General features: G+C 64.8%; 24 protein-coding genes. 15 read left to right on the top strand and 9 right to left on the bottom strand.

What is annotated here, in order from left to right; genetic code table 11:
* Positions 1–18 precede the first annotated feature (18 nt).
* From D8W71_RS24915 to D8W71_RS24925, 3 genes are all read right to left on the bottom strand, one after another.
* Positions 19–1161, bottom strand: a complete 1143-nt coding sequence (locus tag D8W71_RS24915; protein WP_201265187.1) for a glycosyltransferase family 4 protein — start codon at positions 1159–1161, stop codon at positions 19–21.
* A 68-nt stretch (positions 1162–1229) separates the two neighbouring features.
* Positions 1230–1658 (bottom strand): glutaredoxin domain-containing protein, encoded by a 429-nt coding sequence (locus D8W71_RS24920; RefSeq protein ID WP_121117538.1) that lies wholly within the window; start codon positions 1656–1658, stop codon positions 1230–1232.
* On the bottom strand, positions 1651–2082 hold the full coding sequence (locus D8W71_RS24925) for a DUF3592 domain-containing protein (protein WP_121117540.1): 432 nt from the start codon (positions 2080–2082) through the stop codon (positions 1651–1653). The genes D8W71_RS24920 and D8W71_RS24925 overlap by 8 nt, the downstream gene beginning before the upstream one ends.
* Before the next feature lie 56 nt (positions 2083–2138).
* Here D8W71_RS24925 and D8W71_RS24930 point away from each other — a divergent pair, with 56 nt between their 5' ends.
* Positions 2139–2666: a DUF2505 domain-containing protein gene (locus D8W71_RS24930; RefSeq protein ID WP_121117542.1), complete on the top strand. Its 528-nt coding sequence runs from the start codon at positions 2139–2141 to the stop codon at positions 2664–2666.
* Here D8W71_RS24930 and menD read toward each other — a convergent pair.
* The gene (gene menD, locus D8W71_RS24935; RefSeq protein WP_121117544.1) at positions 2663–4405 is read right to left on the bottom strand and encodes a 2-succinyl-5-enolpyruvyl-6-hydroxy-3-cyclohexene-1-carboxylic-acid synthase; all 1743 of its coding nucleotides are present in this window, start codon (positions 4403–4405) and stop codon (positions 2663–2665) included. The two genes, D8W71_RS24930 and menD, sit on opposite strands and share 4 nt — an antisense overlap.
* Before the next feature lie 73 nt (positions 4406–4478).
* On the opposite strand from menD, the gene D8W71_RS24940 reads away from it, so the two are divergent.
* The 3 genes from D8W71_RS24940 to D8W71_RS24950 are packed head-to-tail and all read left to right on the top strand — an operon-like array spanning position 4479 to position 7565.
* Positions 4479–5075, top strand: coding sequence for a flavin reductase family protein (locus D8W71_RS24940; RefSeq protein WP_121117546.1), 597 nt, complete (start codon positions 4479–4481; stop codon positions 5073–5075).
* A complete protein-coding gene (locus D8W71_RS24945) occupies positions 5072–6118 on the top strand; it encodes an AbrB family transcriptional regulator (protein WP_236077602.1) in 1047 nt (348 codons plus the stop codon). The genes D8W71_RS24940 and D8W71_RS24945 overlap by 4 nt, the downstream gene beginning before the upstream one ends.
* 28 nt (positions 6119–6146) lie before the next feature.
* A complete protein-coding gene (locus D8W71_RS24950) occupies positions 6147–7565 on the top strand; it encodes a DUF2252 domain-containing protein (RefSeq protein WP_121117550.1) in 1419 nt (472 codons plus the stop codon).
* Positions 7566–7638: 73 nt separating this feature from the next.
* Here D8W71_RS24950 and D8W71_RS24955 read toward each other — a convergent pair whose 3' ends face one another.
* The 3 genes from D8W71_RS24955 to D8W71_RS24965 are packed head-to-tail and all read right to left on the bottom strand — an operon-like array spanning position 7639 to position 9732.
* A complete protein-coding gene (locus D8W71_RS24955; protein WP_121117552.1) occupies positions 7639–8085 on the bottom strand; it encodes a DUF6918 family protein in 447 nt (148 codons plus the stop codon).
* A gap of 49 nt (positions 8086–8134) precedes the next feature.
* Positions 8135–9106, bottom strand: a complete 972-nt coding sequence (locus D8W71_RS24960; protein ID WP_121117554.1) for an o-succinylbenzoate synthase — start codon at positions 9104–9106, stop codon at positions 8135–8137.
* Complete coding sequence (locus tag D8W71_RS24965) at positions 9103–9732, bottom strand: PaaI family thioesterase (protein WP_121117556.1); 630 nt, start codon at positions 9730–9732, stop codon at positions 9103–9105. Before D8W71_RS24965 ends, D8W71_RS24960 begins: the two co-directional genes overlap by 4 nt.
* A 51-nt stretch (positions 9733–9783) precedes the next feature.
* On the opposite strand from D8W71_RS24965, the gene D8W71_RS24970 reads away from it, so the two are divergent.
* From D8W71_RS24970 to D8W71_RS24985, 4 genes are read left to right on the top strand one after another with little or no spacing between them, the layout of a single operon-like run.
* Positions 9784–10677, top strand: coding sequence for a 1,4-dihydroxy-2-naphthoyl-CoA synthase (locus D8W71_RS24970; protein WP_121119878.1), 894 nt, complete (start codon positions 9784–9786; stop codon positions 10675–10677).
* A 6-nt stretch (positions 10678–10683) separates the two neighbouring features.
* Positions 10684–11820: a GGDEF domain-containing protein gene (locus tag D8W71_RS24975; protein ID WP_121117558.1), complete on the top strand. Its 1137-nt coding sequence runs from the start codon at positions 10684–10686 to the stop codon at positions 11818–11820.
* Positions 11821–11863: 43 nt separating this feature from the next.
* The gene (locus D8W71_RS24980) at positions 11864–12301 is read left to right on the top strand and encodes a hypothetical protein (protein WP_121117560.1); all 438 of its coding nucleotides are present in this window, start codon (positions 11864–11866) and stop codon (positions 12299–12301) included.
* Positions 12302–12349: 48 nt separating this feature from the next.
* Positions 12350–12742, top strand: coding sequence for a VOC family protein (locus tag D8W71_RS24985; RefSeq protein WP_121117562.1), 393 nt, complete (start codon positions 12350–12352; stop codon positions 12740–12742).
* Here D8W71_RS24985 and D8W71_RS24990 read toward each other — a convergent pair.
* Positions 12739–14013, bottom strand: a complete 1275-nt coding sequence (locus D8W71_RS24990; protein ID WP_121117564.1) for a sensor domain-containing phosphodiesterase — start codon at positions 14011–14013, stop codon at positions 12739–12741. The two genes, D8W71_RS24985 and D8W71_RS24990, sit on opposite strands and share 4 nt — an antisense overlap.
* A gap of 113 nt (positions 14014–14126) precedes the next feature.
* Positions 14127–15506, bottom strand: a complete 1380-nt coding sequence (locus D8W71_RS24995) for a hypothetical protein (RefSeq protein WP_236077603.1) — start codon at positions 15504–15506, stop codon at positions 14127–14129.
* A 188-nt stretch (positions 15507–15694) separates the two neighbouring features.
* On the opposite strand from D8W71_RS24995, the gene D8W71_RS25000 reads away from it, so the two are divergent.
* From D8W71_RS25000 to D8W71_RS25030, 7 genes are all read left to right on the top strand, one after another.
* A complete protein-coding gene (locus tag D8W71_RS25000; protein ID WP_121119882.1) occupies positions 15695–16861 on the top strand; it encodes an inorganic phosphate transporter in 1167 nt (388 codons plus the stop codon).
* Positions 16862–16873: 12 nt separating this feature from the next.
* Positions 16874–17152 (top strand): hypothetical protein, encoded by a 279-nt coding sequence (locus tag D8W71_RS25005; protein WP_121117566.1) that lies wholly within the window; start codon positions 16874–16876, stop codon positions 17150–17152.
* Between the two features lie 21 nt (positions 17153–17173).
* Complete coding sequence (locus D8W71_RS25010; protein WP_121117568.1) at positions 17174–17497, top strand: DUF3349 domain-containing protein; 324 nt, start codon at positions 17174–17176, stop codon at positions 17495–17497.
* The gene (locus D8W71_RS25015; protein ID WP_121117570.1) at positions 17498–17800 is read left to right on the top strand and encodes a DUF3349 domain-containing protein; all 303 of its coding nucleotides are present in this window, start codon (positions 17498–17500) and stop codon (positions 17798–17800) included.
* A 9-nt stretch (positions 17801–17809) separates the two neighbouring features.
* Complete coding sequence (gene menE / locus D8W71_RS25020; RefSeq protein WP_121117572.1) at positions 17810–18961, top strand: o-succinylbenzoate--CoA ligase; 1152 nt, start codon at positions 17810–17812, stop codon at positions 18959–18961.
* A 96-nt stretch (positions 18962–19057) separates the two neighbouring features.
* Positions 19058–19735: a hypothetical protein gene (locus tag D8W71_RS25025; RefSeq protein WP_121117574.1), complete on the top strand. Its 678-nt coding sequence runs from the start codon at positions 19058–19060 to the stop codon at positions 19733–19735.
* 34 nt (positions 19736–19769) lie between these two features.
* Positions 19770–20540 (top strand): PIG-L family deacetylase, encoded by a 771-nt coding sequence (locus D8W71_RS25030; protein WP_121119884.1) that lies wholly within the window; start codon positions 19770–19772, stop codon positions 20538–20540.
* The last annotated feature ends 139 nt before the right edge of the window (positions 20541–20679 follow it).

Raw genomic sequence — 20679 nt, forward strand, 5'->3', positions numbered from 1 at the left:
CCCCGCGAGAGGGACGCTTCATGCACTTTCGAGCGCCCGCTGCCGATCCAGGCCGAGGACGTCGCCGTAGTGCACGAGAAGTTCGTCGCAGATGGCGGGCCAGGTGCGATGGAGTACCGACTTGCGAGCCGCCTCACCGAATCGAGCGCGCATCACCGGTGACGCCAGCGCTGCGACGGCGCTCGGCAGCAGTTCTGCGAATCGGTCGACCGGCAGCAGGTATCCGTTTCGGCAGTGCGAGATCAGGTCGCGTGGGCCACCGGCGTCGGGTCCGATGACGGGAACTCCGCTGGCAAGTGCTTCCTGGACCGCTTGGCAGAACGTTTCGTGCTCGCCGGGGTGAACGAACACATCGAAGCTCGCGTAAGCCTGGGCCAGTTCTTCTCCGCCGAGTTGACCGGTGAAGATCGCCGACGGCATCAGCTTCTCGAGCGCGTCGCGGTCCGGTCCGCCGCCGACGACGACGAGCTGAATGCCGGGGTCGTTCGCAATCACGGCGAGCCGCTCGACGTGCTTCTCCGGGGCGAGCCGCCCGACGAATCCAACGATCAGTTTCCCGTCCGGAGTCCATGCACCGCGCAGAGCGTCCCGACGCGACGAGGGTGCGAACCGTGTGGCGTCGACCCCCCTCGCCCACCGATGGACGCGGGGAACGCCGTGCGATTCGAGTGCCTCGACCGCGGAGGACGAGGGTGCGAGCGTCCGGGCAGCACCACGATGCACGCGACGAGTCCATCGCCACGCGGCGCGAGATGTCAGACCGAGCCCGTAGCTCTCCGCGAAGCCTGCGACGTCGGTCTGGTAGACCGCGATGGCCGGCACACCGAGGCGGTTGGCAGCGGCAAGACCGCCTGCACCGAGAAGGAAGGGCGACGCCAAATGCACCACGTCGGGCGCGAAGTCACGCAGAGTCGCAGTCAGGCCAGGACCCGGCACACCGACCGGCAGCGAACTGACCTTCGGCACCATGACCGCCGGTACGCGATGCACCGGGATCCGGCCGTGTTCGACGTCGGCCCTCGGTCTGCCCGACGGGTTGTCCGGGGCAACGACCATGGCGTCGTGGCCGGTTCGTTCGAGATGCTCTAGAACTCGAAGCACCGAGTTCGTGACGCCGTTCATGTTGGGTAGGAACGATTCCGCAACGATGGCTACTCGCACGATCCTCAGTGTGCGCAGCTCTTCGGGCCACCCGGCAGCGCCAACGTTACGGGCGGGCGAAGTTCACGCTAATGGTTCTGGCTGCTCTGCGCAGCCACCCACGACGGACTTGGGTTGGTCCGGTGTTCGGCACCCAGAAACACCGTCGGGACCGTTTCGTTTCCGTCGTTGACCGATCGAACCCGCGCGGCCGCCGCGTCGTCGACGCGGATGTTCACCCACACTGCTTTCGTTCGTCGCAAGAACAGGATCGTGCGCATACGCATGCAGAACACGCAGCCGGGACGCCAGTAGATCAAGGGCACGGACAACTCCTCGGCGCGCACACGTGAGGACGCGTCGGTACCGGACCGAGGAAACAGGAGGGTCGTCGTCATCGCCCAACCCCACAACACTCCGACGGCGACGACTCCGAGGACGAACGCAGTGTCGAAGTTCATGACGAGCAAGAACGCGCATCCACCCGCGACGGCCGCGATCACCCAGTACTTAGCCACTGGAAACACCTTGCCGTTCCCGACGCTTCGACACAAGGAGAACAGGCGTGGCGATCAACCACGTGACGACGATGACCGACGCGGCAGGAATCAGCGCGACGCTGGCGTTGCGGCCGGACACCCGAACGAGATCAGGATCTTCCTTCGAGTACTCGACGTCGATGCGCTGACCCGCAACGAGGTTGGTGGGATAGAGAACCCCGAGTTGCGGGTTGTGCGTGACACCGTCCGGGGTGACGAAGCTGATCGCCGACCGCAGCTTTCCGGCCGAGAGAACCTCGGCCGTCGCCCTGCCCTCGTCGGAGGCGATGGTTCGGTCGTTCTGCCAGGCAGCGACCACCAACAGGAAAGACAGAACCGAAATTCCGGTCGCCACGATCAGGACGGAGATTCTCGCTCGACGCCGGACTTTCGGGGTGCTCACGCGAATAGACGTTACTGTGCGGCCGCAGGCGCAGTACTCCGGTAGCGTCTGCTGGCATGTCTCGCGACTTCGAGTTCACGATCAACTCAGAGCACACTCCCGCCGACGTCCACGAGGCGCTGACCAGTGAGGATCAGTGGCTCGCGCGGTTCGAGAAGGCACAGAAGACCGAGGGCTACGAGCTGATCACGCACGAGGACGGTTCGTTCACCGTCGACATCTCCGAGGAAGTCGGTACTTCCGAGCTGCCGGGCTTCGTCAAGAAGGTCATCAAGGGCAAGCTCCTCATCACCCGCACGGACCATTGGGGGCCGCTCGAGGGCGATATCGCCGACGGCACCCTGTCCGGTGGCTCGTCGTCCTTGCCCGCGAAGGTCGAGGGCACCCTCGCACTTCGGCCCGACGGCGAAGGTTCCATCCTGACCGTGCGCGGTAAGTCGACCGTCAAGATCCCGCTGATCGGCGGCAAGATCGAATCGCTGATCAACGACATGATCCGCGACATGGTCGACCAAGAAACACGAGAGACGGTCGAATGGGCCGAGGCGCAGGAAGAAACACCCGACCCCCCGAAAGAAAGCTAGAGCCGCGCGCGAATTCCCGCATGCAATTCGCGCAGGCCTGCGCGTTCCGTCGTCACTTCCAGCACTCTGATTCCGGCAGGAGTGGAGCCTGCGGAATGACCGTGTTCGGCAGGAGTGGAGCTTGCGGAATGACCGATTCCGGCAGGAGTGGAGCCTGCGGAATGACCGTGTTCGGCAGGAGTGGAGCCTGCGGAACGACCGTGTTCCGCACTACCGTTCAGAGCGGCAGCAAGTTCCGTGACGTCGACGCTGCGATGTGCGATGCGATAAGCCGCGCACAGGGCTGCGAGATCCATCCCGTGCGGCGTTCCGAAAACTCGCTCGAATGCGCCTGCGTACTGCGGGTCGCCTTGCTCCAGCAACTCGAAGATTCCGCCGCCGTCGTCGTTGGCGACGACGATCGTCAAGTCGGTCGGACGAGGCTCGCCCGTGCCGATGAGCAGTCCTGACGCGTCGTGCAGGAAGGTCAGATCTCCGAGAAGAGCGATGGTCCGTCCCTCGCGTGCAAGCGCGGCGCCGACCGCGGTCGACACTGTGCCGTCGATGCCTGCGACGCCGCGGTTGGACAGCACACTGACCCCCGACGCCGGATAGCTGACGAGCGCGGCATCACGTACCGGGTTCGACGCCCCGAGCAGGAGCTGGTCACCGTCACGTAGCGCGGCCATGACTATCGCCGCTACGTGAAGTCCCGTCGACTTGGGGTGCGCGGCCAACTGATCGCGCACGGCGAGGTCGGCTCTCGAAGACAGGTCGGCGCAGCGTGCGATCCATTCGGGGCGCGGAGTCCCCGACGTCACGGCCCTCGTCCCCGTCGCCAGCACGTTGCCGGACACGTCGGGCCAACGTGGACCCGTGGTGAGTGCGAACACGTCGACGGCCGGGTCTGCGAGCAGTGCCGATACCGGACGGTGCAGCGTCGGACGACCGGTGATGATCGCCTGACGCGGTTTCAGTTGAGACAGCGCCAGCGGATGGAGAGGAGCACCGTGCAGCGGAGCTGTCGGCTCGGCGACGGTGGGGAGGCCTGCGAGTTCGGGGCGAAGCGCGGCGCCGTGGCCCGATACGACGACGGTGTCGATCGTCAAGTCGATGTCGACGGGCACGTCGAGCGTTGCTTGCTGCGTCGTCGTCCACGGTGCGTCGGCGGGGCGTCCCTGAGGCGGCGGGGTGGCGTCGGACAGGTCGGGAACCAGCGGTTCACGCAAGGGGAGGTCGAAGTGGACGGGCCCGGCGTTGCCCGAGCGGGTTCCGCGTGCTGCCGCGAGCACCCGGCAGACTGCGCTGCGCCACTGGCTGTTCTGTCCGTCGCCGTCCTCGGCGAGGCCGAGACTGATGGTCGCGCGGACCTGGCTCCCGAACAGTCCGAGCTGCTCGACGGTCTGGTTGGCCCCGGTTCCGAGCATCTCGTACGGACGGTTCGCGCTCAGCACGATCAGCGGTATGCGCGCGTAGTTGGCCTCCAGCACTGCGGGTCCGAGGTTCGCGACAGCTGTACCCGAGGTCATGACGATCGGCACCGGTCGTCGTCCGCCGCCGAGAATCAAGCCGATGGCAAGAAATCCTGCGGTCCGCTCGTCGATCCGCATGTGGAGCCGCAGGCGGCCCGCCACGTCGGCCTCCTGCAGTGCGAATGCGAGAGGCGCGTTCCGCGAGCCGGGACAGAGCACGACGTCTCGAACACCACCGCGGACGAGTTCGTCGACGACGGCTGCGGCCTGAGCACTGGACGGGTTCACCTCTCCAGATTGTCAGAGCCCGCGCCGAATGCCCTATCCGGCCTGCTGGTGATCTGTTTGACACCATAGAGGTGTGCGTACTGTCTTCGATCCGTCCGAGATGCCGCCTGGCGGCTTCTATCCCCTGCTCACGGCATCCGTCGTTCCTCGTCCCATCGCCTGGGTCTCGACCATTTCCGAACACGGTGTGGTCAATCTCGCGCCGTACAGCTTCTTCTCGGTGTCCTCGTCCACCCCGCCTGTCGTGCAATTCACGTCCGTCGGGCGCAAGGACAGCCTGCGGAACATCGAGGCAACCGGTGAATTCGTGATCAATCTGGCCACGTCGGCATTGATCGACCAAGTGAACCAATCGTCGGCGGGATACGACCACGGCGTCAGCGAACTCGAGGAACTGGGGATCGCCAGCGAACCCAGCGAGAAGGTGGCGCCTCCCCGCGTGGTCGACTCGCCCATCGCGATCGAGGCAACTCTGCATCAGGTGGTCGAGGTGGGCAATTCCTTCGTCGTGATGGGTCTCGTCGTCGCAATGGCCGTGCGTCCCGAGTTTCTCGCCGACGACGGTTTGCCGTCGTTCGAAAAGATCGCGCCGCTCAGCCGACTCGGTCGCAACGAATGGGGTCTCCCACCCGAGGTGCGGCTACTGGATCGCCCCGGCCGCCCTTCTTGAGCCGCTGGTTCTCGCTCGTCCTCGTCACGGTCGTTCTGACGATCGGGGCGGCGCAACTGTCGATTCCGTCCCCCGGTCTGTTCGTCGCACTGTTCGTCGCCGTGGTGTTCGCGCTCGCAGGATGGGCACCGGCTTCGGGTCTGCCGAAACGGTTGGGCATAGCCTCGCAAGCAGTTCTGGGTGTCGAGATCGGCACGCTCGTGCAGCGCGACACACTCGCCACGCTCGGCGACAACTGGCTGCCCGTCGTGCTCGCATGTCTCGGCACGCTGGTGCTCTCCATCGGCGCAGGGGCGCTGCTCGGACTTCGGAAGGACGTCGATTCGCTCACCGGTGCGCTTGCACTCGTCGCAGGTGGGGCGTCGGGCCTCGTCGCGATTGCACAGGAACTGGGCGGCGACGAACGAGTCGTGGCCGTCGTGCAGTACCTGCGCGTCGTGCTGGTCACGACGACGATGCCGCTCGTCGCGACCCTGGTGTTCTCAGCTCGCGGGACCGACGCCGTCTTCGTCGTCACTGCGGGGGCGCCTTGGTACCTCGACCTGATCTTCGTCGCGTTCTGCGCTGCGGTCGGATACGTGCTCGCGAGGTTGATCAAGCTACCCGCGCCCGGCCTGCTGGGACCGCTCATTCTTGCGACCGTCGTCGATCTGCTCGGATTCTCGTTCGGCGCTGGGGTCCCACCGGTTCTGCTGGCAGCGGCCTACATCGGTATCGGCTGGCAAGCAGGGATGCGGTTCACGATCGAGAGCCTTCGGTCGATCTCGCGCGTCCTGCCGACGGCACTGCTGCTGATCATCGGCGTCACCGTCGGATGCGCGATGCTCGGCTTGTGGCTCACCAACGCGACCTCGATCACCGCCTACGAGGGCTATCTCGCCACGACGCCGGGCGGGGTCTACGCCGTCCTTGCCGTCGCTGCGTCCACCGGTGCCAACGTGACTTTTGTGGTCGCCGCACAGGTGATCCGCGTGTTCATGATGTTGTTCGCCGTGCCGGTCGGCACGAAAATCGTGCGGCACTATCGACGTGGGTCGGGGTGAGGGCGCGCCGGGGCCATAAGGTCTTCGTATGCCCGATGCACGCGCAGGCCATGTCGTCGTACCCGCGATAGGCGGGGTGGATCGCAAGTCCTACGCCACGTTGCGTGCCAAACCCACTCCTCGGGCCGAGCGTTATCAACTCGGTAAGAGCCTGCGCGAGAAGGTGTCGCGTGAATCGATGGGCGACTGGACGCCACCGTCGGACCGACCCGATCCGATTCGTCAGATCGAGTTCTCGCACGACGGCCGGATCGACTGGCTGATCCCGGTTCGCGTCGAACGGATGGCCGAGTCGCCCTACGGCTTTCTTCGCGGTACCGCGATCGTGATGGCCCGCGACGTCGCGCTCCTCCCATCGACCGGCATCACTCCCGTCGTGAGCGGTGACTCGCACCTCGGAAACTTCGGCTTCTACGCATCCCCAGAGCGTGACCTCGTGATCGATCTGAACGATTTCGACGAGGCTCACCCCGGCGCATGGGAGTGGGATCTACGACGCCTCGCCGCGAGCATCTGGGTGGCCGGGCGCCAGAACGGCCGCACCGAGGCCCAGTGCGAGGAAGCTGTCGCGGCGTGCGTTCGGGCGTACAGGATCGAGGTGTCGCGGCTTGCGGACCAACCTCTGATGTCGCGTTCGTTCCAGCGGCTGACGGCCGAGAAGTTGCAGGCCAATGCCACCGAGGGGTCACTGCGCAAGGAGATCAAACGCGCGACGAAAAAGGCTCGCAGAAGAACCAGCGACCGCGTCCTCCCCCAATTCACCGAGGAGCACGAAGGCAAACGCAGGCTGGTCGAGGAGCCACCGATCACGACACGTATTTCAGCGCGCGACTACGAACTTCTGGCCCAGGGGCTCGATGAGTATCTGACGACGCTTTCCCCGCACTGGCGTCGGGTGCTCGGTGGGTACACGTTGATCGACGTCGCCCACCGCGTCGTCGGCGTCGGCAGCGTCGGACTGCGTGCGTACGTGGCGTTGCTGGAAGGGTCGAGCCCGGACGATGTCGTGTTCTTGCAGCTCAAGCAGGCTCGTCGCTCTGTGCTCGCGCCGTACGTTCACGGTGAGTCGGCCTGGCACGCCCATCAGGGGCAGCGTGTCGTCGAATACCAGCAGGACCTGCAGACGGTCAGCGATCCGTTGCTGGGGTGGACGACGATCGACGGCCGGCAGTACTACGTCCGGCAGTTCAGGAACATGAAGGGGACCATCGATCTGGGGTCGATCGACGCACCCGCGCTGGTGGACTATGCGGGGGTGGTGGGCAGGCTGTTGGCGAAGGGCCACGCCCGCACGTCCGGGGCGTCGATGATCGCGGGGTACGTCGGAGAGTCGGATGCGCTCGATACCGCGCTGTCGCGCTTTGCCCGCTTGTACGCCGACCAGACCGAGGCCGATCACGCGCTGCTGGTGGAGGCTGTGAAGAAGGGCCGCTTCGCGGCCATGTGAACAGGCGTTCTACGCCAGTGGCGTGGTTAAGTGCCCCCCATGGCACTTTTCCACGCCACTGGCGACGAAGTTGCTACCCGGCGTACTTGGTGACCAACGCGCCCAGACGCGGCAGCGCCTCGGCGACATTCTTCTGCGCCGAACCACGCAGGCTGCCGTAGAACTTCTTCACGACGCTCTTGTCGGTGTCCTCGATACGCGAATCGGTGACCGACAGCAGTGCGTTCGACACCTGGTCGGAGTTCGCGACGAGGTAGTCGGCGAACGTGCCAGCCGGGGCAGCGTTGTACGACTGCCAGAACGGCTCGAGCTGATCGACGAAATCAGGCCACAGAGCCTCGACTGCCTTCTCGATGTACGACGGTCCGACCTTCTTGACCGCGCCGTACCCGCCCTTGACCGCGAGGCCGCTGGCGCCCTTCTTGTCCGAGACCTCGGCGTCGATCAATGCCAGAACGTCGGGCAGCAGAACATCGCGCTTCGACTCGTCGAGCAACGATTCCTTAAGTGCAGCAACCACTTCGAATTCCTCCCGGATGGTTCTTTTTCATCGTACGAACCGGGGAAGACTACCGCAGATGCAGGTGGGTTCGCCGAACTCGTTCGTGCCACCACCGGACCCGCTCCGGCGGGGCCGCCAACGCCTCCAAGCTGGCTGGATCGGGCGTGATCGGCCCGACCGGAAGGGTCCCGTCGACGAGTTCGCCGATGTCGGAGACGTCGGCGTGGAACAGGCTGCCTGTACCGAGTCCGCACGCAAATTCCAGCCGAGGAATCGCGGCTGCCGCGGCCAATCCGGAGGCCATTCCGACCGCGGAATCGAGCGCACTCGACACCACTACAGGCACGCCGTACTCGGCCAGTTCCCCTGCGAGTTCGAGCAACGCCCGCATTCCTCCGAGTGGAGCGACCTTGACGACGGCGACATCGGCCCCGCCGGCACGAACGACGCGCAACGGGTCCTCGGCTCGTCGAATGCTCTCGTCGGCGGCGATCCGCACACCCGGCAGTGTCGCTCGCACCTCGACCAGCTCGGGAACCGTCGCGCACGGTTGTTCGACGTACTCGAGTTCCCCGTCTTCCAACATTGCCGACACCGCCGACACCGCCTGTTCGACGGTCCAGCCACCGTTGGCATCGATGCGCACGTTCGGCACGAACTCCCGTACTGCCCTCACCCGCGCCACATCGTCCGCGAGCGTCTGCCCCTTCTCGGCGACCTTCACTTTCGCGGTGTCGACGCCTTCGTACCGCGCCAGGATGCCCGGAACCTCGTCAACGGTGACGGCGGGCACAGTGGCGTTGACGCGCACACGCTGGCGGTGGGGCTGCGGCGGCCCGTCCCAAGCCGCCTCGATTGCCGAGCGCAGCCACGACGAGGATTCCTTGTCGTCGTATTCGACGAAGGGCGAGAATTCTCCCCACCCGGCTGGTCCGCGCAGCAGCATGATCTCGCGGGTGGTGATGCCCCTGAACTTCGTTCGCATCGGAAGTGAGAGGACGTGCGAACCGTCGAGCACGTCGTCGACCGACGGACTCACGGCTGGCCTTCGAGCAGTTGGACCATCAAGGCGTCGGAGTCGGCGAGCACGTTGCCGTCGAGGTCTTTCAGTACTGCGCTGATGAAGGTCTTACGTCCTTCCACACGGTCGACGCTGCCCTCGATCACCAATTCGGTGTCGAGCGGGGTGATCTTGCGATAGTTGATGTGCAGGTATGCGGTTCGGCTGATCGGGCGGCCGTACGCGTGCTGGATCATGCCGAACATGTCGTCGAAGAGCAGCGGGAGTGTCCCGCCGTGCGCAGCGCCGTTGCCGCCGAGATGAAACCTGCGGAACACGCCACGACTTCGCACCCCGTCGGCGTCGAACTTCTCGACGATCCACGGCAGCATCAGCAGCGACCCACGGCCGGGCAATGTGATGACTCTGCCCGCAGGTGACTGCCCTTCGGGAACGACGAAAGGAGTCAGCTGCGTATTGACGGCCTCGATCTTCTCGGCGATCTCGGTCGTCAGCGCAGCAGTCGGAGCAGCACTGACTGCCAGATCCTGCAGAGTTCGGAGCGCTTCGACCAACCGACCCCACTCCGGTCCGACGTCCGCCGGCGTGTACTTGGGGAATCCGCCGTGGTGCTCGTACTCATCCCGGCCTGCATCTTCGCTCATCTCTGCACCGTATCGTGCGGGCCGAGGCGCACTAGCTCTATCGTGGCCATCGTGACCTTCACTCCTTCTCTTTGGCAGACGGTTCCCGGTTTCGAGAATCTCACCGACATCACCTATCACCGCCATGTCACCGACGACACGGTGCGTATCGCGTTCGATCGTCCGGACATCCGGAACGCCTTTCGGCCGCACACCGTCGACGAGCTCTACCGCACGCTCGAGCACGCACGTGCCAGTTCCGACGTCGGGACGGTTCTTCTGACCGGCAACGGCCCGAGTTCGAAGGACGGGGGCTGGGCCTTCTGCTCCGGTGGCGATCAGCGCATTCGCGGACGCAGCGGATACCAGTACGCGGAAGGTGAAACGGCGGACACGGTCGACCGGGCGCGCGCGGGCCGCCTGCACATCCTCGAGGTGCAGCGCCTCATTCGATTCATGCCCAAAGTGGTTATCTGCCTGGTGAACGGCTGGGCCGCAGGCGGTGGGCACAGCCTGCACGTCGTCTGCGATCTCACGCTCGCGAGCCGCGAGCACGCACGCTTCAAGCAGACGGACGCCGATGTCGGAAGTTTCGACGGCGGCTACGGAAGCGCCTATCTCGCGAAGATGGTGGGACAGAAGTTCGCTCGCGAGATCTTCTTCCTCGGCGACACGTACACGGCCGAGGAGATGCACCGGATGGGCGCCGTCAACCGCGTCGTCGACCACGACGAACTCGAGAATGTGGCCATCGAATGGGCCGCGAAGATCAACGCCAAGTCGCCCCAGGCTCAACGGATGTTGAAGTACGCGTTCAACCTTCAGGACGACGGGCTTGTCGGCCAGCAGTTGTTCGCAGGTGAGGCAACACGTCTGGCCTACATGACCGACGAGGCCGTAGAAGGTCGCGACTCGTTCCTGGAGAAGCGCGATCCCGACTGGTCCCCGTTTCCTCGATACTTCTAAGGTCCCATGTCGCTCTCTCACAATCCACTGACTCGTCATCGCCGCGAAACGGGGAGTGCGGTAGCGGCGGTCGTCCAGTGGTTCGTGCAGCCGCACGATTACGAGTGGATGACCGAATTCCAGAACTCGCATCCGTCCGGGAAGATCATCAGGATCATCGTCGCGCTGTCGATGATCAACATCAGCGGCATGTCGTTCATGTCACTGTTCGCCGACGGAGGGCCCAGCGGTACTGCGGCAACGATACTGACGCTGTCACTGTGCACGACGAACATCGTCATCGCCGCCCTCTGGTTGGTGCGGCCGTTCCCCGGCCGTCTGGGCGTCGTCACGTTCGCGATCTACGCCGACGTGGGCGTCGCCGCAGCTCTGTCGGTACTCGATTTGAGAAACGCGTTGCTCGGGTGCGTCCTCTTCGCAGTGATCGGCGCATTCGTGACGTTCTTCCTCAGCCCCCGCTGGGTCGTGGCGCACCTCGTCTTCACGTCCGCGGTTGCGCTGACATTCACGACGGCGCTGTACATCCGCGGCGAGGTGGACACCATCACGCTTTTGGTTCAAGCCGACGTGGTCCTGCTGGGCATCATGAGCGTGCCCGTCACGACGCACATCTTCCTGTCGACGTTGTCGGCAGATGCTCGCAGTTCCGTGCTCGACCCGCTGACCGGTTTGCTCAACCGTCGCGGTCTCGACGCGGCGCTGGAAGACCTCTGGATACAGGGGCGCTCCGAAGGCCAGTGCGCGGCGATCGTCGTCGTGGACATCGACAACTTCAAAGCAGTGAACGACATCCACGGTCACGACGAGGGCGACGCGGTGATATGCCGCGTGGCCGAGCGACTGACCTCGCATGTCGTTCGCTACGGCGTGCTCGGCCGGACCGGCGGCGAGGAATACCTCGCCGCGGTCGTGACATCGAGGTTGCACATCGACGCACTGATACATGGAATACGTCGAGCGTTGCACTCCGAAGGTGACGCGATCCCGGTGACGGTGAGCGTCGGGGCCGCGATTCTCTACGCCGAATCGGCACTGTGGACGTCCAGTTCCGACACGCTCGGCACGGCGTCTCGCGTCGCCGACTCGATGATGTACGAGGCCAAAGCCGCCGGTGGCAACCGTGTCGTGACGACCCTGATTTAAGGACGCTGATTTGAAAAGTGTCTGTTCGGGGCACTACCCACAGATGAGCAACGATCGACAGACCCCGAGTCCCGAACACCGCAGACCCCCCGAACTCTCGGACGACTCGGTGTCCGCCATCGGCAAGGTGTCCGAAGCGCTGGAGACCATAGAACGCGCCCGCGGACACCTGTACTCCTTCCACCAACTGATGGGACACGCCGACCTGCAGCTCGGGGAGGCGGTCGACGAACTCCGCGACGCCGGGCACACCGAACAGGCCGACCGACTCCAAGCGGAGATGATCGGGCGGAACGCGATCGACGGGCGGTGGTCGTTCCAGATCGTCGAGGAATTCGACGATCTGTACTGGTCGCAGTTCCGCAAGCACGAGCAACTCGTCCGCGAGGAACTGCAGGACGGTAAGCGTCACGTCTTCGAGGCGGAGATGAAGGAATCTCGTCGTACACACAACATGCCGGGGCACGAAGCAACCCCCTGAGGTACGAAGCAACCCCCTGACGTATAGAGCGTGTGGTATCGATGAGCCGTGGAGATACTGAGCGGCCGAACGATCCTGCGTCCTGTCGACTACGAGAAAACTCTCGCGTTCTATCGCGACGGACTTGGGCTGGCGATCCACCGCGAGTACGCCGCGGGGACGGTGTTCTTCGCCGGCCAGTCGTTGATCGAGGTCGCAGCTCACGGAGGTTCAGGGTCGGCCGGAACCTTCGACGGTGCCCTGTGGTTGCAGGTGCGCGACGTCGAGTCTGCCTCGGCGGAACTGAGCTCCCGTGGGATCGCCATAGAGCGTGATGCGAAGCAGGAGTCGTGGGGCCTTGTCGAGTTGTGGCTGCGCGACCCGGACGGTGTGCCCATCGTTCTCGTCCAGATACCGTCCGATCATCCGCTCCGGCGCGACGTGCGCGGCGACGTGAGCTAGAGAGCCTCGATCGATCGCCGCACTGCGGCCGCGGACAGTGGACGCGACCACAGAAACCCTTGTGCGAGAGTGCAACCCAGCTCCAACGCGATATCGGCCTGGGCGCGAGTTTCGATTCCCTCGATGACCATGACCAAGCCCAGGTCCTTGGCGACCGACGACAACGCCCGCACCAAGGCTCGGCCCCGATCGGTGTCGATGAATTTGGTCAGCTGTCCGTCGATCTTGACCCCGTCCGGTTCGAGCGTGACGAGACGCTCCAGCGACGACCACCCGGAGCCGAAGTCGTCGAGAAGTACGCGGAACCCCAGTGCGTGTACGTCGTCGATGTGCCGCCTGATGAGCGGCCCGTCGCTCACCGCGGACGATTCGGTCAGCTCGAGCGAGATCCGGTGCGCCGGCACCGAAGAGTGCGCGAGGGCGCTCTGCAGTTGTGTGACGGCGTCGGGATGGGCGAGATGCCTGCCGGAGAGGTTGACGCTCAGCCTGAGGTCGGGGCGATGTTCATGCCACGCTTCGGCCTCTTTCACCGCAAGGCGAAGCACTTCGAGGTCGATGTCGATGATCAACTCGCTGGCCTCGGCGAACGGAACGAAATCGGCGGGCGATACGAGACCTCGCGTCGGGTGATGCCAGCGGGCGAGCGCTTCGAATCCGACGGTGGATCCGGTACCTAGATCGACGATCGGCTGGAACCAGGGAACGATCTGCCCCGCGAACAACGCACCTGCCAAATCGTTGTCGCCGTCCAATTTTGCCGAGGTCGAGCCGACCCGGCGGTGCAGATCCAGCTGTTCCTCCAGTACCGATCCGTACTGTTCCAACTCTTGCATTTGGCCCTCGGTCAACTCGCGCGACATCCGGTCCAACAAACACAGAGTCCCGATCACCAGCCCCTCGCGCCCGCGAAGCGGGACCGACGCATACGACGCGACACCGTTTCGGTCGAGGATGTCCCGCTGGCGGACCGTGGCATCGACACGATTACGCGTCACGACCGCGGACTTCCCGCTGCGTACGACGTCGTCGCACAACGTCGTGGAGCGTTCGACGGTCGACACCGGCGGTCCACCGATGTTGACCAGGGTGTACTGGGTGGCGTCATCGAGGACGTTGAGCTGCGCGATCGCGAATCCGACGCTTCGGGCAGCGAGTTCCACGGTGGAGCGCAAGGCCGGTGTGGTCGCTTCGACATCGAGATAGCGGCGGGCAGAGTCGCTCTGCCTCCGAGTCTGACTTCGCCGATTGGGAGACGACGGATCGTGCTCCATCTACGCCTCCCGCTTTTCGAAGACTCGGGCCTCGAGACGGCCGCCTAGGTGGCACGACCGAAGTCAGCTTAGCCGTGCACGGCGTGCGGGAGAGAAGAAGAAGGATCGATCGTTCACGCAGAGGGAAGTTGAGTGTGGAGCAACCGGTGCCGCAGGAGCGCGGCAGCGAGGCGCGAACCGTCCGGAGACGGCGGCGAAACCGATGTTTCGGGGCCCCCGATGTCGGATTTTCCCTGGCCCTCGATGTCGTAGGAGAGCGCGCCGAGCGCAGTCAGGTCGGCGACGACGTCGTCCCCGACCGGCAGATCGCGAGTGCCGGCGCTCTCACCACCGACGTGAGACCACCCTTCGGCGGTCAGCAGTTCGCCGACGAGCGAACTCGTACCCTTGGGGCGCCTGCCACGTGCGACCTCCGCGATCGCTACCTCGGCCGCAATCGTGTCCGGGTGATACGCGGCGCCGACGGTTCGACTCACCAGCGTCGCCCACATCCTGTCGGCGCTCATCCCGCGCGAACGCGCAGTGGGAAGCAGCTGTCCACGATGCTTACGGACGAGGCCCAGTCTGAGCAACAAGCGTCGGATGCGGAGGACGGGTTCGGTGTCGAGTTCTTCGCCGGGCGGGAAGGGCCATTCACGAGGAGACCACAGCGTTCCCACTGCACGCTCGACGATGTCTCCTGGTAGGTATCCCTTGTCGGTGAGCGTGATTCCGTCGCCGACCAGCCCCAGAAGACCTTCGAGCCTTCGAACGCACGAATAAGCCGGTTCCACTGCGTCGTGCAGCGGTCCGGCCAGATCGCGATACAGCTCGGCTCGCGGCGGGCTGTAGGCGACCCACAGCGCGATCCGGTGGTCCAGGAGTTGTTCGAGCACTACTCCGCCCGACCGTGTCGATCGCAGAATCGAGTCGGTCAGACGCTGACGCTTGAGTGCGATTGCCGCGGGACGCAGTGGTCGCGCACCAGGACGCGAAGGTGCGAATTCACCTGCGATGGACGCGACTTCGAGTGTTTCGCCGACGAGGTCGAGTACTGATCGCTCGACACCTTCGGGAACGTCCTGCCACGTGATCAGGTCGGTGTCCGGGGCGCCGATTCCGGAATCGGCGACGGCTTCGGTGATCCGCAGCTTCTCGGTTTCCTCGTCGGCGCTGTGCAGGATCGTTCTGGTCTCGCTACTCCGCGCGATATCTGCGTATCTCGCATGGCCGAGACGGTCGAGCAGGTCGGCGAGCGCCCGCGCGATGTCCCACGCCCGCCCGGGTTCGGAGGCCATTTCGCAGAGGTGGGTCCACAGGAATGTCTGGACGGAATTTTGCGTCGGCCCACTCCGCGGCGAGATGCTGCGCAGCCCCTCCCATCCGGTCTGCGCGTCCGCCGCGGACGCCGGATCGACCGAGTCGAGATAGGACAGCGCCGCAGCGACCGCATCGTCGATACTGCTGCGGTCTCCACTACTGTGCGCGCCATCGAATACGCCGTCGAACTCCACGGTTTCCACTGTCCCACAGGGGGCCGACAGAACCCCTGCTGACGAGAGTGACCCAGGCCTCTCGTTATTCGGACAATTAGTGCAAAAAGGTGAACGTAAGGTTAACGAAGGGCATCGTGCAGGAACCGAAGAAGAACACTTCGGAAGAAATTATCGGATTGAAGTACCCAGGCCTCACACTTTCAACCGTGAGCGCAGAATTCATCGTCCTTCTGGTCGTCGTCGTCACGGCACTGGCCTTCGACTTCACCAACGGTTTCCACGACACCGCCAATGCCATGGCGACGTCGATCGCAACGGGGGCATTGAAGCCCAAAGTTGCGGTCACCCTGTCCGCCGTACTGAACCTCGTCGGCGCATTCCTCTCGGTGGAGGTGGCTGCCACGGTCGCGAAGGGCATCGTCAACCTCGGCGACACCGGCGGTCAAGCTCTGCTGACCATCATCTTCGCCGGCCTCGTCGGCGGCATTCTATGGAACCTCGCAACCTGGCTCCTCGGAATCCCGTCGAGCAGCTCGCACGCGTTGTTCGGTGGCCTGATCGGCGCCACCATCGCAGGTCTCGGCACCTCGGGCGTCGTCTGGGACGGCGTCTGGAGCAAGATCGTCCTCCCCGCAGTACTCGCGCCCGTCGTCGCAGGACTCGTCGCGACGGTCGGAACCTGGGTCATCTACCGCATCACGAACGCCGTTCCCGAGAAGTCCAAGGAACGCGGATTCCGGTGGGGCCAGATCGGATCGGCCTCGCTGGTGTCACTCGCTCACGGCACGAACGACGCACAGAAGACGATGGGTGTCATCTTCCTGGCCCTCGTCGCCTACGGCACCGTCTCACCGGATTCGGAAATGCCACTCTGGGTGAAGGTCACGTGCGCAGTCGCTATTGCCCTCGGTACCTACCTCGGCGGCTGGCGCGTCATTCGCACCCTCGGCAAGGGCCTCGTCGAGATCGCGTCACCGCAGGGTATGGCTGCCGAATCCTCCTCGGCCGCAATCATCTTGACCTCGAGCCATCTCGGCCTTCCGCTGTCGACCACGCAGGTCGCAACCGGTTCCATCCTCGGGTCGGGTATCGGTAAGCCCGGTGCGCAGGTCCGCTGGAACGTTGCAGGACGCATGGCTGTGGCCTGGGTTATCACCCTGCCTCTCGCCGGCGTCGTGGGCGCGGTCTGCTGGTTCCTCGCCGACACCATCGGCGGGCTGCCGGGAGTTCTCGTCGTCTTCGCCATCCTGGTCGCACTCGCGGCCGTCATGTACATCCGGTCGCGTCGCCAGCCGATCGATCCGAACAACGTCAACGACGAGTGGGACGGCGGCCTCATCCCGGCCGACGAGAAGTCCCCCACGACGGTTTAAGGAAGCACTGACATGGAAACCCTCAGGCACACAATCGATTCGCTGTGGCAGGTAGTTCTCGTCGGACTGCTTCTCGGCGCTGGCCTTCCCGCGATATTCGCATTCGGACTGAAGGCTATGGCCGTCGGTGAAGCACGCGACGACGGCAGCACGGTCACCACGGCCCGACCCGCAGCGGCAACGGCTGCAGCAGTTCTGTGCTTCGCGGTCGTCGTCGTCGCGATCGTCGCAGGAATCCTCTTCATCATGAAGAACTTCCTCGACACCACCTTCGGCATCTCCGTCTTCTGATCCGAGAAAGGGCTTGACGTAATGACCGAAACGACGTTTCCCGCTTCCGTACTCGAATGGCTTCGCGCGGGATATCCAGAGGGTGTACCGCCCAAGGACCGCTTCCCGCTCGTCGCTCTCCTTCGCAAGGCCGAACTGACCGACGCGCAGGTTCACGAGGTCGTTCTGAGCTTGGTGTCCCCGATCGGCGGCGCGCTGGAAGACGGCGCGATCACCAACGACGAGATCACCGAGTTCATCCGCGAGCTCATCGACCACGAGCCGACCACCGACGACATCGCACGAGTGTCGGCGCGCCTGGCTGCAGGCGGCTGGCCCCTCGCAGATCCCGCCTCACTGACGTAGATGGCCGTACCTGCTTTTCTCAGTTCGATCCTCGAGTGGCTGCGGGTCGGCTACCCAGAGGGCGTGCCCGACGCGGATTACGTTCCGCTGCTTGCGCTTCTGGCTCGCCGATTGTCGGACGACGAAGTTCAATCGGTGATGGACGCGCTGATCTCGGGCGGTCAGCTTCCGGCGGACAAAGCCGGAATAGCAGTCACCATCACGAAGGTCACCAACGAGATGCCGCGCGACGAGGACATCTCGCGGGTGCGTTCCAGACTGGCCTCCGGTGGATGGCCACTCGCGGATCCGTTCGCACTCTAAACTTCCCGTGTGAACGTGCTCCACGAACTGAAGATTCCCTCGGGCGAAGCCGCGGCAGCGATCCTGCCGCGGCTTTCGTCCGTTCTGGACGGCAACTCCCCCGCTGTACTGCCGGTTCCCGCCGACGATCTACGCGAAACCGAGCGGTTGCGAGACGCACTGTCCCCCGGTGCCGAGATCGACGACGCTGCCGCGCTCGTCGTCGCCACCTCCGGCACCACGGGCACACCGAAGGGTGCAATGCTCTCGGCTGCTGCCCTCCGGGCAAGTGGAACGGCGACGCACCTTTTCCTCGGCGGACCGGGAACGTGGCTGCTTGCCTTGCCCGCACACCACATCGCAGGGATGCAGGTGCTGCTGCGTAGCGTCCTCGCCGGAACCGATCCTGCGATCCTGGATGTCCGGGCGGGCTTCGATCCATCGGCGTTGGCGGGTGCAGTGGCGCGGATGTCCGGTCGCAAGTACACCTCGTTGGTTCCGACACAGCTGGTCAAGGCCTTGGACGATGCTGCCGCCACCGAGGCCCTCGCAGAGTTCGACGCAGTGCTCCTCGGCGGCGCCGCGACCCCGGTCCCGTTGCGGGAGAGAGCACTCGACGCCGGAATCCGAGTCGTCCGCACCTACGGAATGAGCGAGACCGCAGGCGGTTGTGTGTACGACGGGGTACCACTGGCCGGGGTGGACCTGCGTATCGACGACGGCCGCGTCGTACTCGGAGGAGCAACGGTTGCCCTCGGCTACCGGGGGATGCCGCAGCACCCGGCGTTCGCGGAGCCCGGATGGTTCAGGACCGACGACGCCGGAACGCTCGCAGGCGGTGTCCTCACGATCACGGGCAGGCTCGACGAAGCCATCTCGACGGGCGGACTCACGGTGGTGCCACAGGTCGTCGAGGCCGCGCTCGCGACGCACCCGTCGGTTCGAGAATGCGCGGTGGTGGGGTTGCCGGACGAGCGGCTGGGTGAGCGGGTCGTGGTGGCGGTAGTTGCATCGAACGAGGTGACGCTGTCCGAGATACGCGAACACGCTGCGCGGACCTTGGATCCGACGGCTGCGCCACGCGAGCTGTACCTGGTCGATTCGCTGCCGACGAGAGGCCCCGGCAAGCTGGATCGTGCAGCACTGAGGGCGACGTTGGTCGAGCTAGCACCGTCTTTGTAGAGCTAGCACCGCTTTTCTCGAGCCGGCACACCCGTTCGGATCCGAGCAGGTGTGCCAGGTCGGCAAAAAGGGTGCTTGGTCGGATAGATTTCACCGATGAAGAATCTGCTCGTCGCGGCGATGGCAGGTACGGGTGCGCTCGTGGGAGCCGGCGCGGCGCTCGCGTGGCATATCGCAGTTCCGAGCACCGGCGATTCGGGCTCTACCCAGGTGGCGAGCGTGTACGACAGATCCGCTCCGGCCTACGCGGCCGTCGGGTCCGCGCGTCCGGATTGGTTCCCGACGTCCCTCTACTTCGTAGGTGCCGGGGTACTCGTCGCGCTCTTCGTTGCCTCGTTCCTCGTCGACGCGGGTCTTCGGTTGGCCGTCGAACGGCACAGGTCGCGGACCGGCTTGTTCGCCCTCCTCATCGCGATGGGAGGTGTCCTCGGAGCAGGAGCTGCAACGGCGTGGACGCACTGGCCGCCGCAGCCCGGGCCTGCCGCTGATCCATGGACGAACCCTTCGGCCTACTGGGAACGGCAGTCTTCGGATCCGACCGCGCAGATAGTGATAATCGGAGGGGCGGATACCGCCGTCGCGAGTCGCAACGAGGGCATCTACCAAACATTGGAGGGCGGTGTCGGAATCGCGACCGAGTCCGACGAGCCCTTACGTCCCACGATCGCCGATCCGTGGCTCGTCTTTCCGCTCGGCGGTGCACTGATCGCCGCCGCGCTCGCCCTGTCTCTGAGCCTTCGTGACGTTCGTCTGATCGGCAGAGGCTCCGAATGAGACAGCGAGCTGCGGCCGTGCAAGCATGTCGTGCATGAGCACACTGGTCTGCTTTCACGCCCATCCCGACGACGAAGTTTTCACGACGGGTGGCGTCATGCGTCTGGCCGCGGACGCAGGGCACCGGGTCGTGTTGGTCACGGCTACCGACGGCGCGCTCGGCGAGTTTCCCGACGGCATCCTGACCGAGGGCGAGACCCTGGCCGAACGCCGTAAGACCGAGCTGGCCAACTCTGCGGAGGTGCTCGGTGTAAGCCGAGTCGTCATGCTGCACTACGCCGACTCGGGCATGGCTGGGACGCCGGAGAACGACGTACCCGACGCCTTCTGCAACGCGGACACCGACGACGCAGCTCGCAAGCTCGCCGCGGTGCTCGACGAAGAGAACGCCGACGTCCTCACCATCTACGACCCCAACGGCGGGTACGGGCATCCCGACCACATCAAGGTGCATTTCGTCGGTCTCCGCGCGGCCGAGCTCGCAGGGGTCGAGAACGTCTACGAGACCACCACCAACCGTGATCACATGCAGGCCCTGGTGAAGGCCAATCCGAACTGGTCCGACGACAACACCCCGCCCGATCTCGACACGTTCGGACTACCCGAGTCCGAGATCACTACGGTCGTCGATGTCGGTTCGGTCATGGAGGCCAAGCGAGCGGCGATGCAAGCGCACGAAACTCAGGTCGGTGATTTCGGCCCGTTCCTGCAGATGCCGCTCGACATGCTGGCTCAGGCATTCGGTCGCGAGTGGTTTCGCCGTGTCGGCGGGGCAGGCTTGACGGAGACCGCCCTACCTCTGTAGCGCTCGGCCCCTGTTCGGCTGCTAGATTCGCCTCCAAGTCGGTTATCGGTTCGAAAACAGACCGTAAGACGGTATGGTGTAGCGGAAGAACACATGGGGTGTAGTGCGGTACGACGGGGACGGGAGGCCACGAGCGACT

This window comes from Rhodococcus sp. P1Y (assembly GCF_003641205.1).
Classification (GTDB): Bacteria; Actinomycetota; Actinomycetes; order Mycobacteriales; family Mycobacteriaceae; genus Rhodococcoides.

Excerpts from the sequence above, each read along its gene's own strand:
- D8W71_RS25010 (WP_121117568.1), top strand. The coding sequence starts at position 17,174 with ATGACCGAAACGACGTTTCCCGCTTCCGTACTCGAATGGCTTCGCGCG.
- D8W71_RS25030 (WP_121119884.1), top strand. The coding sequence starts at position 19,770 with ATGAGCACACTGGTCTGCTTTCACGCCCATCCCGACGACGAAGTTTTC.
- D8W71_RS24975 (WP_121117558.1), top strand. The coding sequence starts at position 10,684 with ATGTCGCTCTCTCACAATCCACTGACTCGTCATCGCCGCGAAACGGGG.
- D8W71_RS25025 (WP_121117574.1), top strand. The coding sequence starts at position 19,058 with ATGAAGAATCTGCTCGTCGCGGCGATGGCAGGTACGGGTGCGCTCGTG.
- D8W71_RS24990 (WP_121117564.1), bottom strand. The coding sequence starts at position 14,013 with ATGGAGCACGATCCGTCGTCTCCCAATCGGCGAAGTCAGACTCGGAGG.
- D8W71_RS25015 (WP_121117570.1), top strand. The coding sequence starts at position 17,498 with ATGGCCGTACCTGCTTTTCTCAGTTCGATCCTCGAGTGGCTGCGGGTC.
- D8W71_RS24930 (WP_121117542.1), top strand. The coding sequence starts at position 2,139 with ATGTCTCGCGACTTCGAGTTCACGATCAACTCAGAGCACACTCCCGCC.
- D8W71_RS25005 (WP_121117566.1), top strand. The coding sequence starts at position 16,874 with ATGGAAACCCTCAGGCACACAATCGATTCGCTGTGGCAGGTAGTTCTC.
- D8W71_RS24950 (WP_121117550.1), top strand. The coding sequence starts at position 6,147 with ATGCCCGATGCACGCGCAGGCCATGTCGTCGTACCCGCGATAGGCGGG.
- D8W71_RS24980 (WP_121117560.1), top strand. The coding sequence starts at position 11,864 with ATGAGCAACGATCGACAGACCCCGAGTCCCGAACACCGCAGACCCCCC.
- D8W71_RS24965 (WP_121117556.1), bottom strand. The coding sequence starts at position 9,732 with ATGAGCGAAGATGCAGGCCGGGATGAGTACGAGCACCACGGCGGATTC.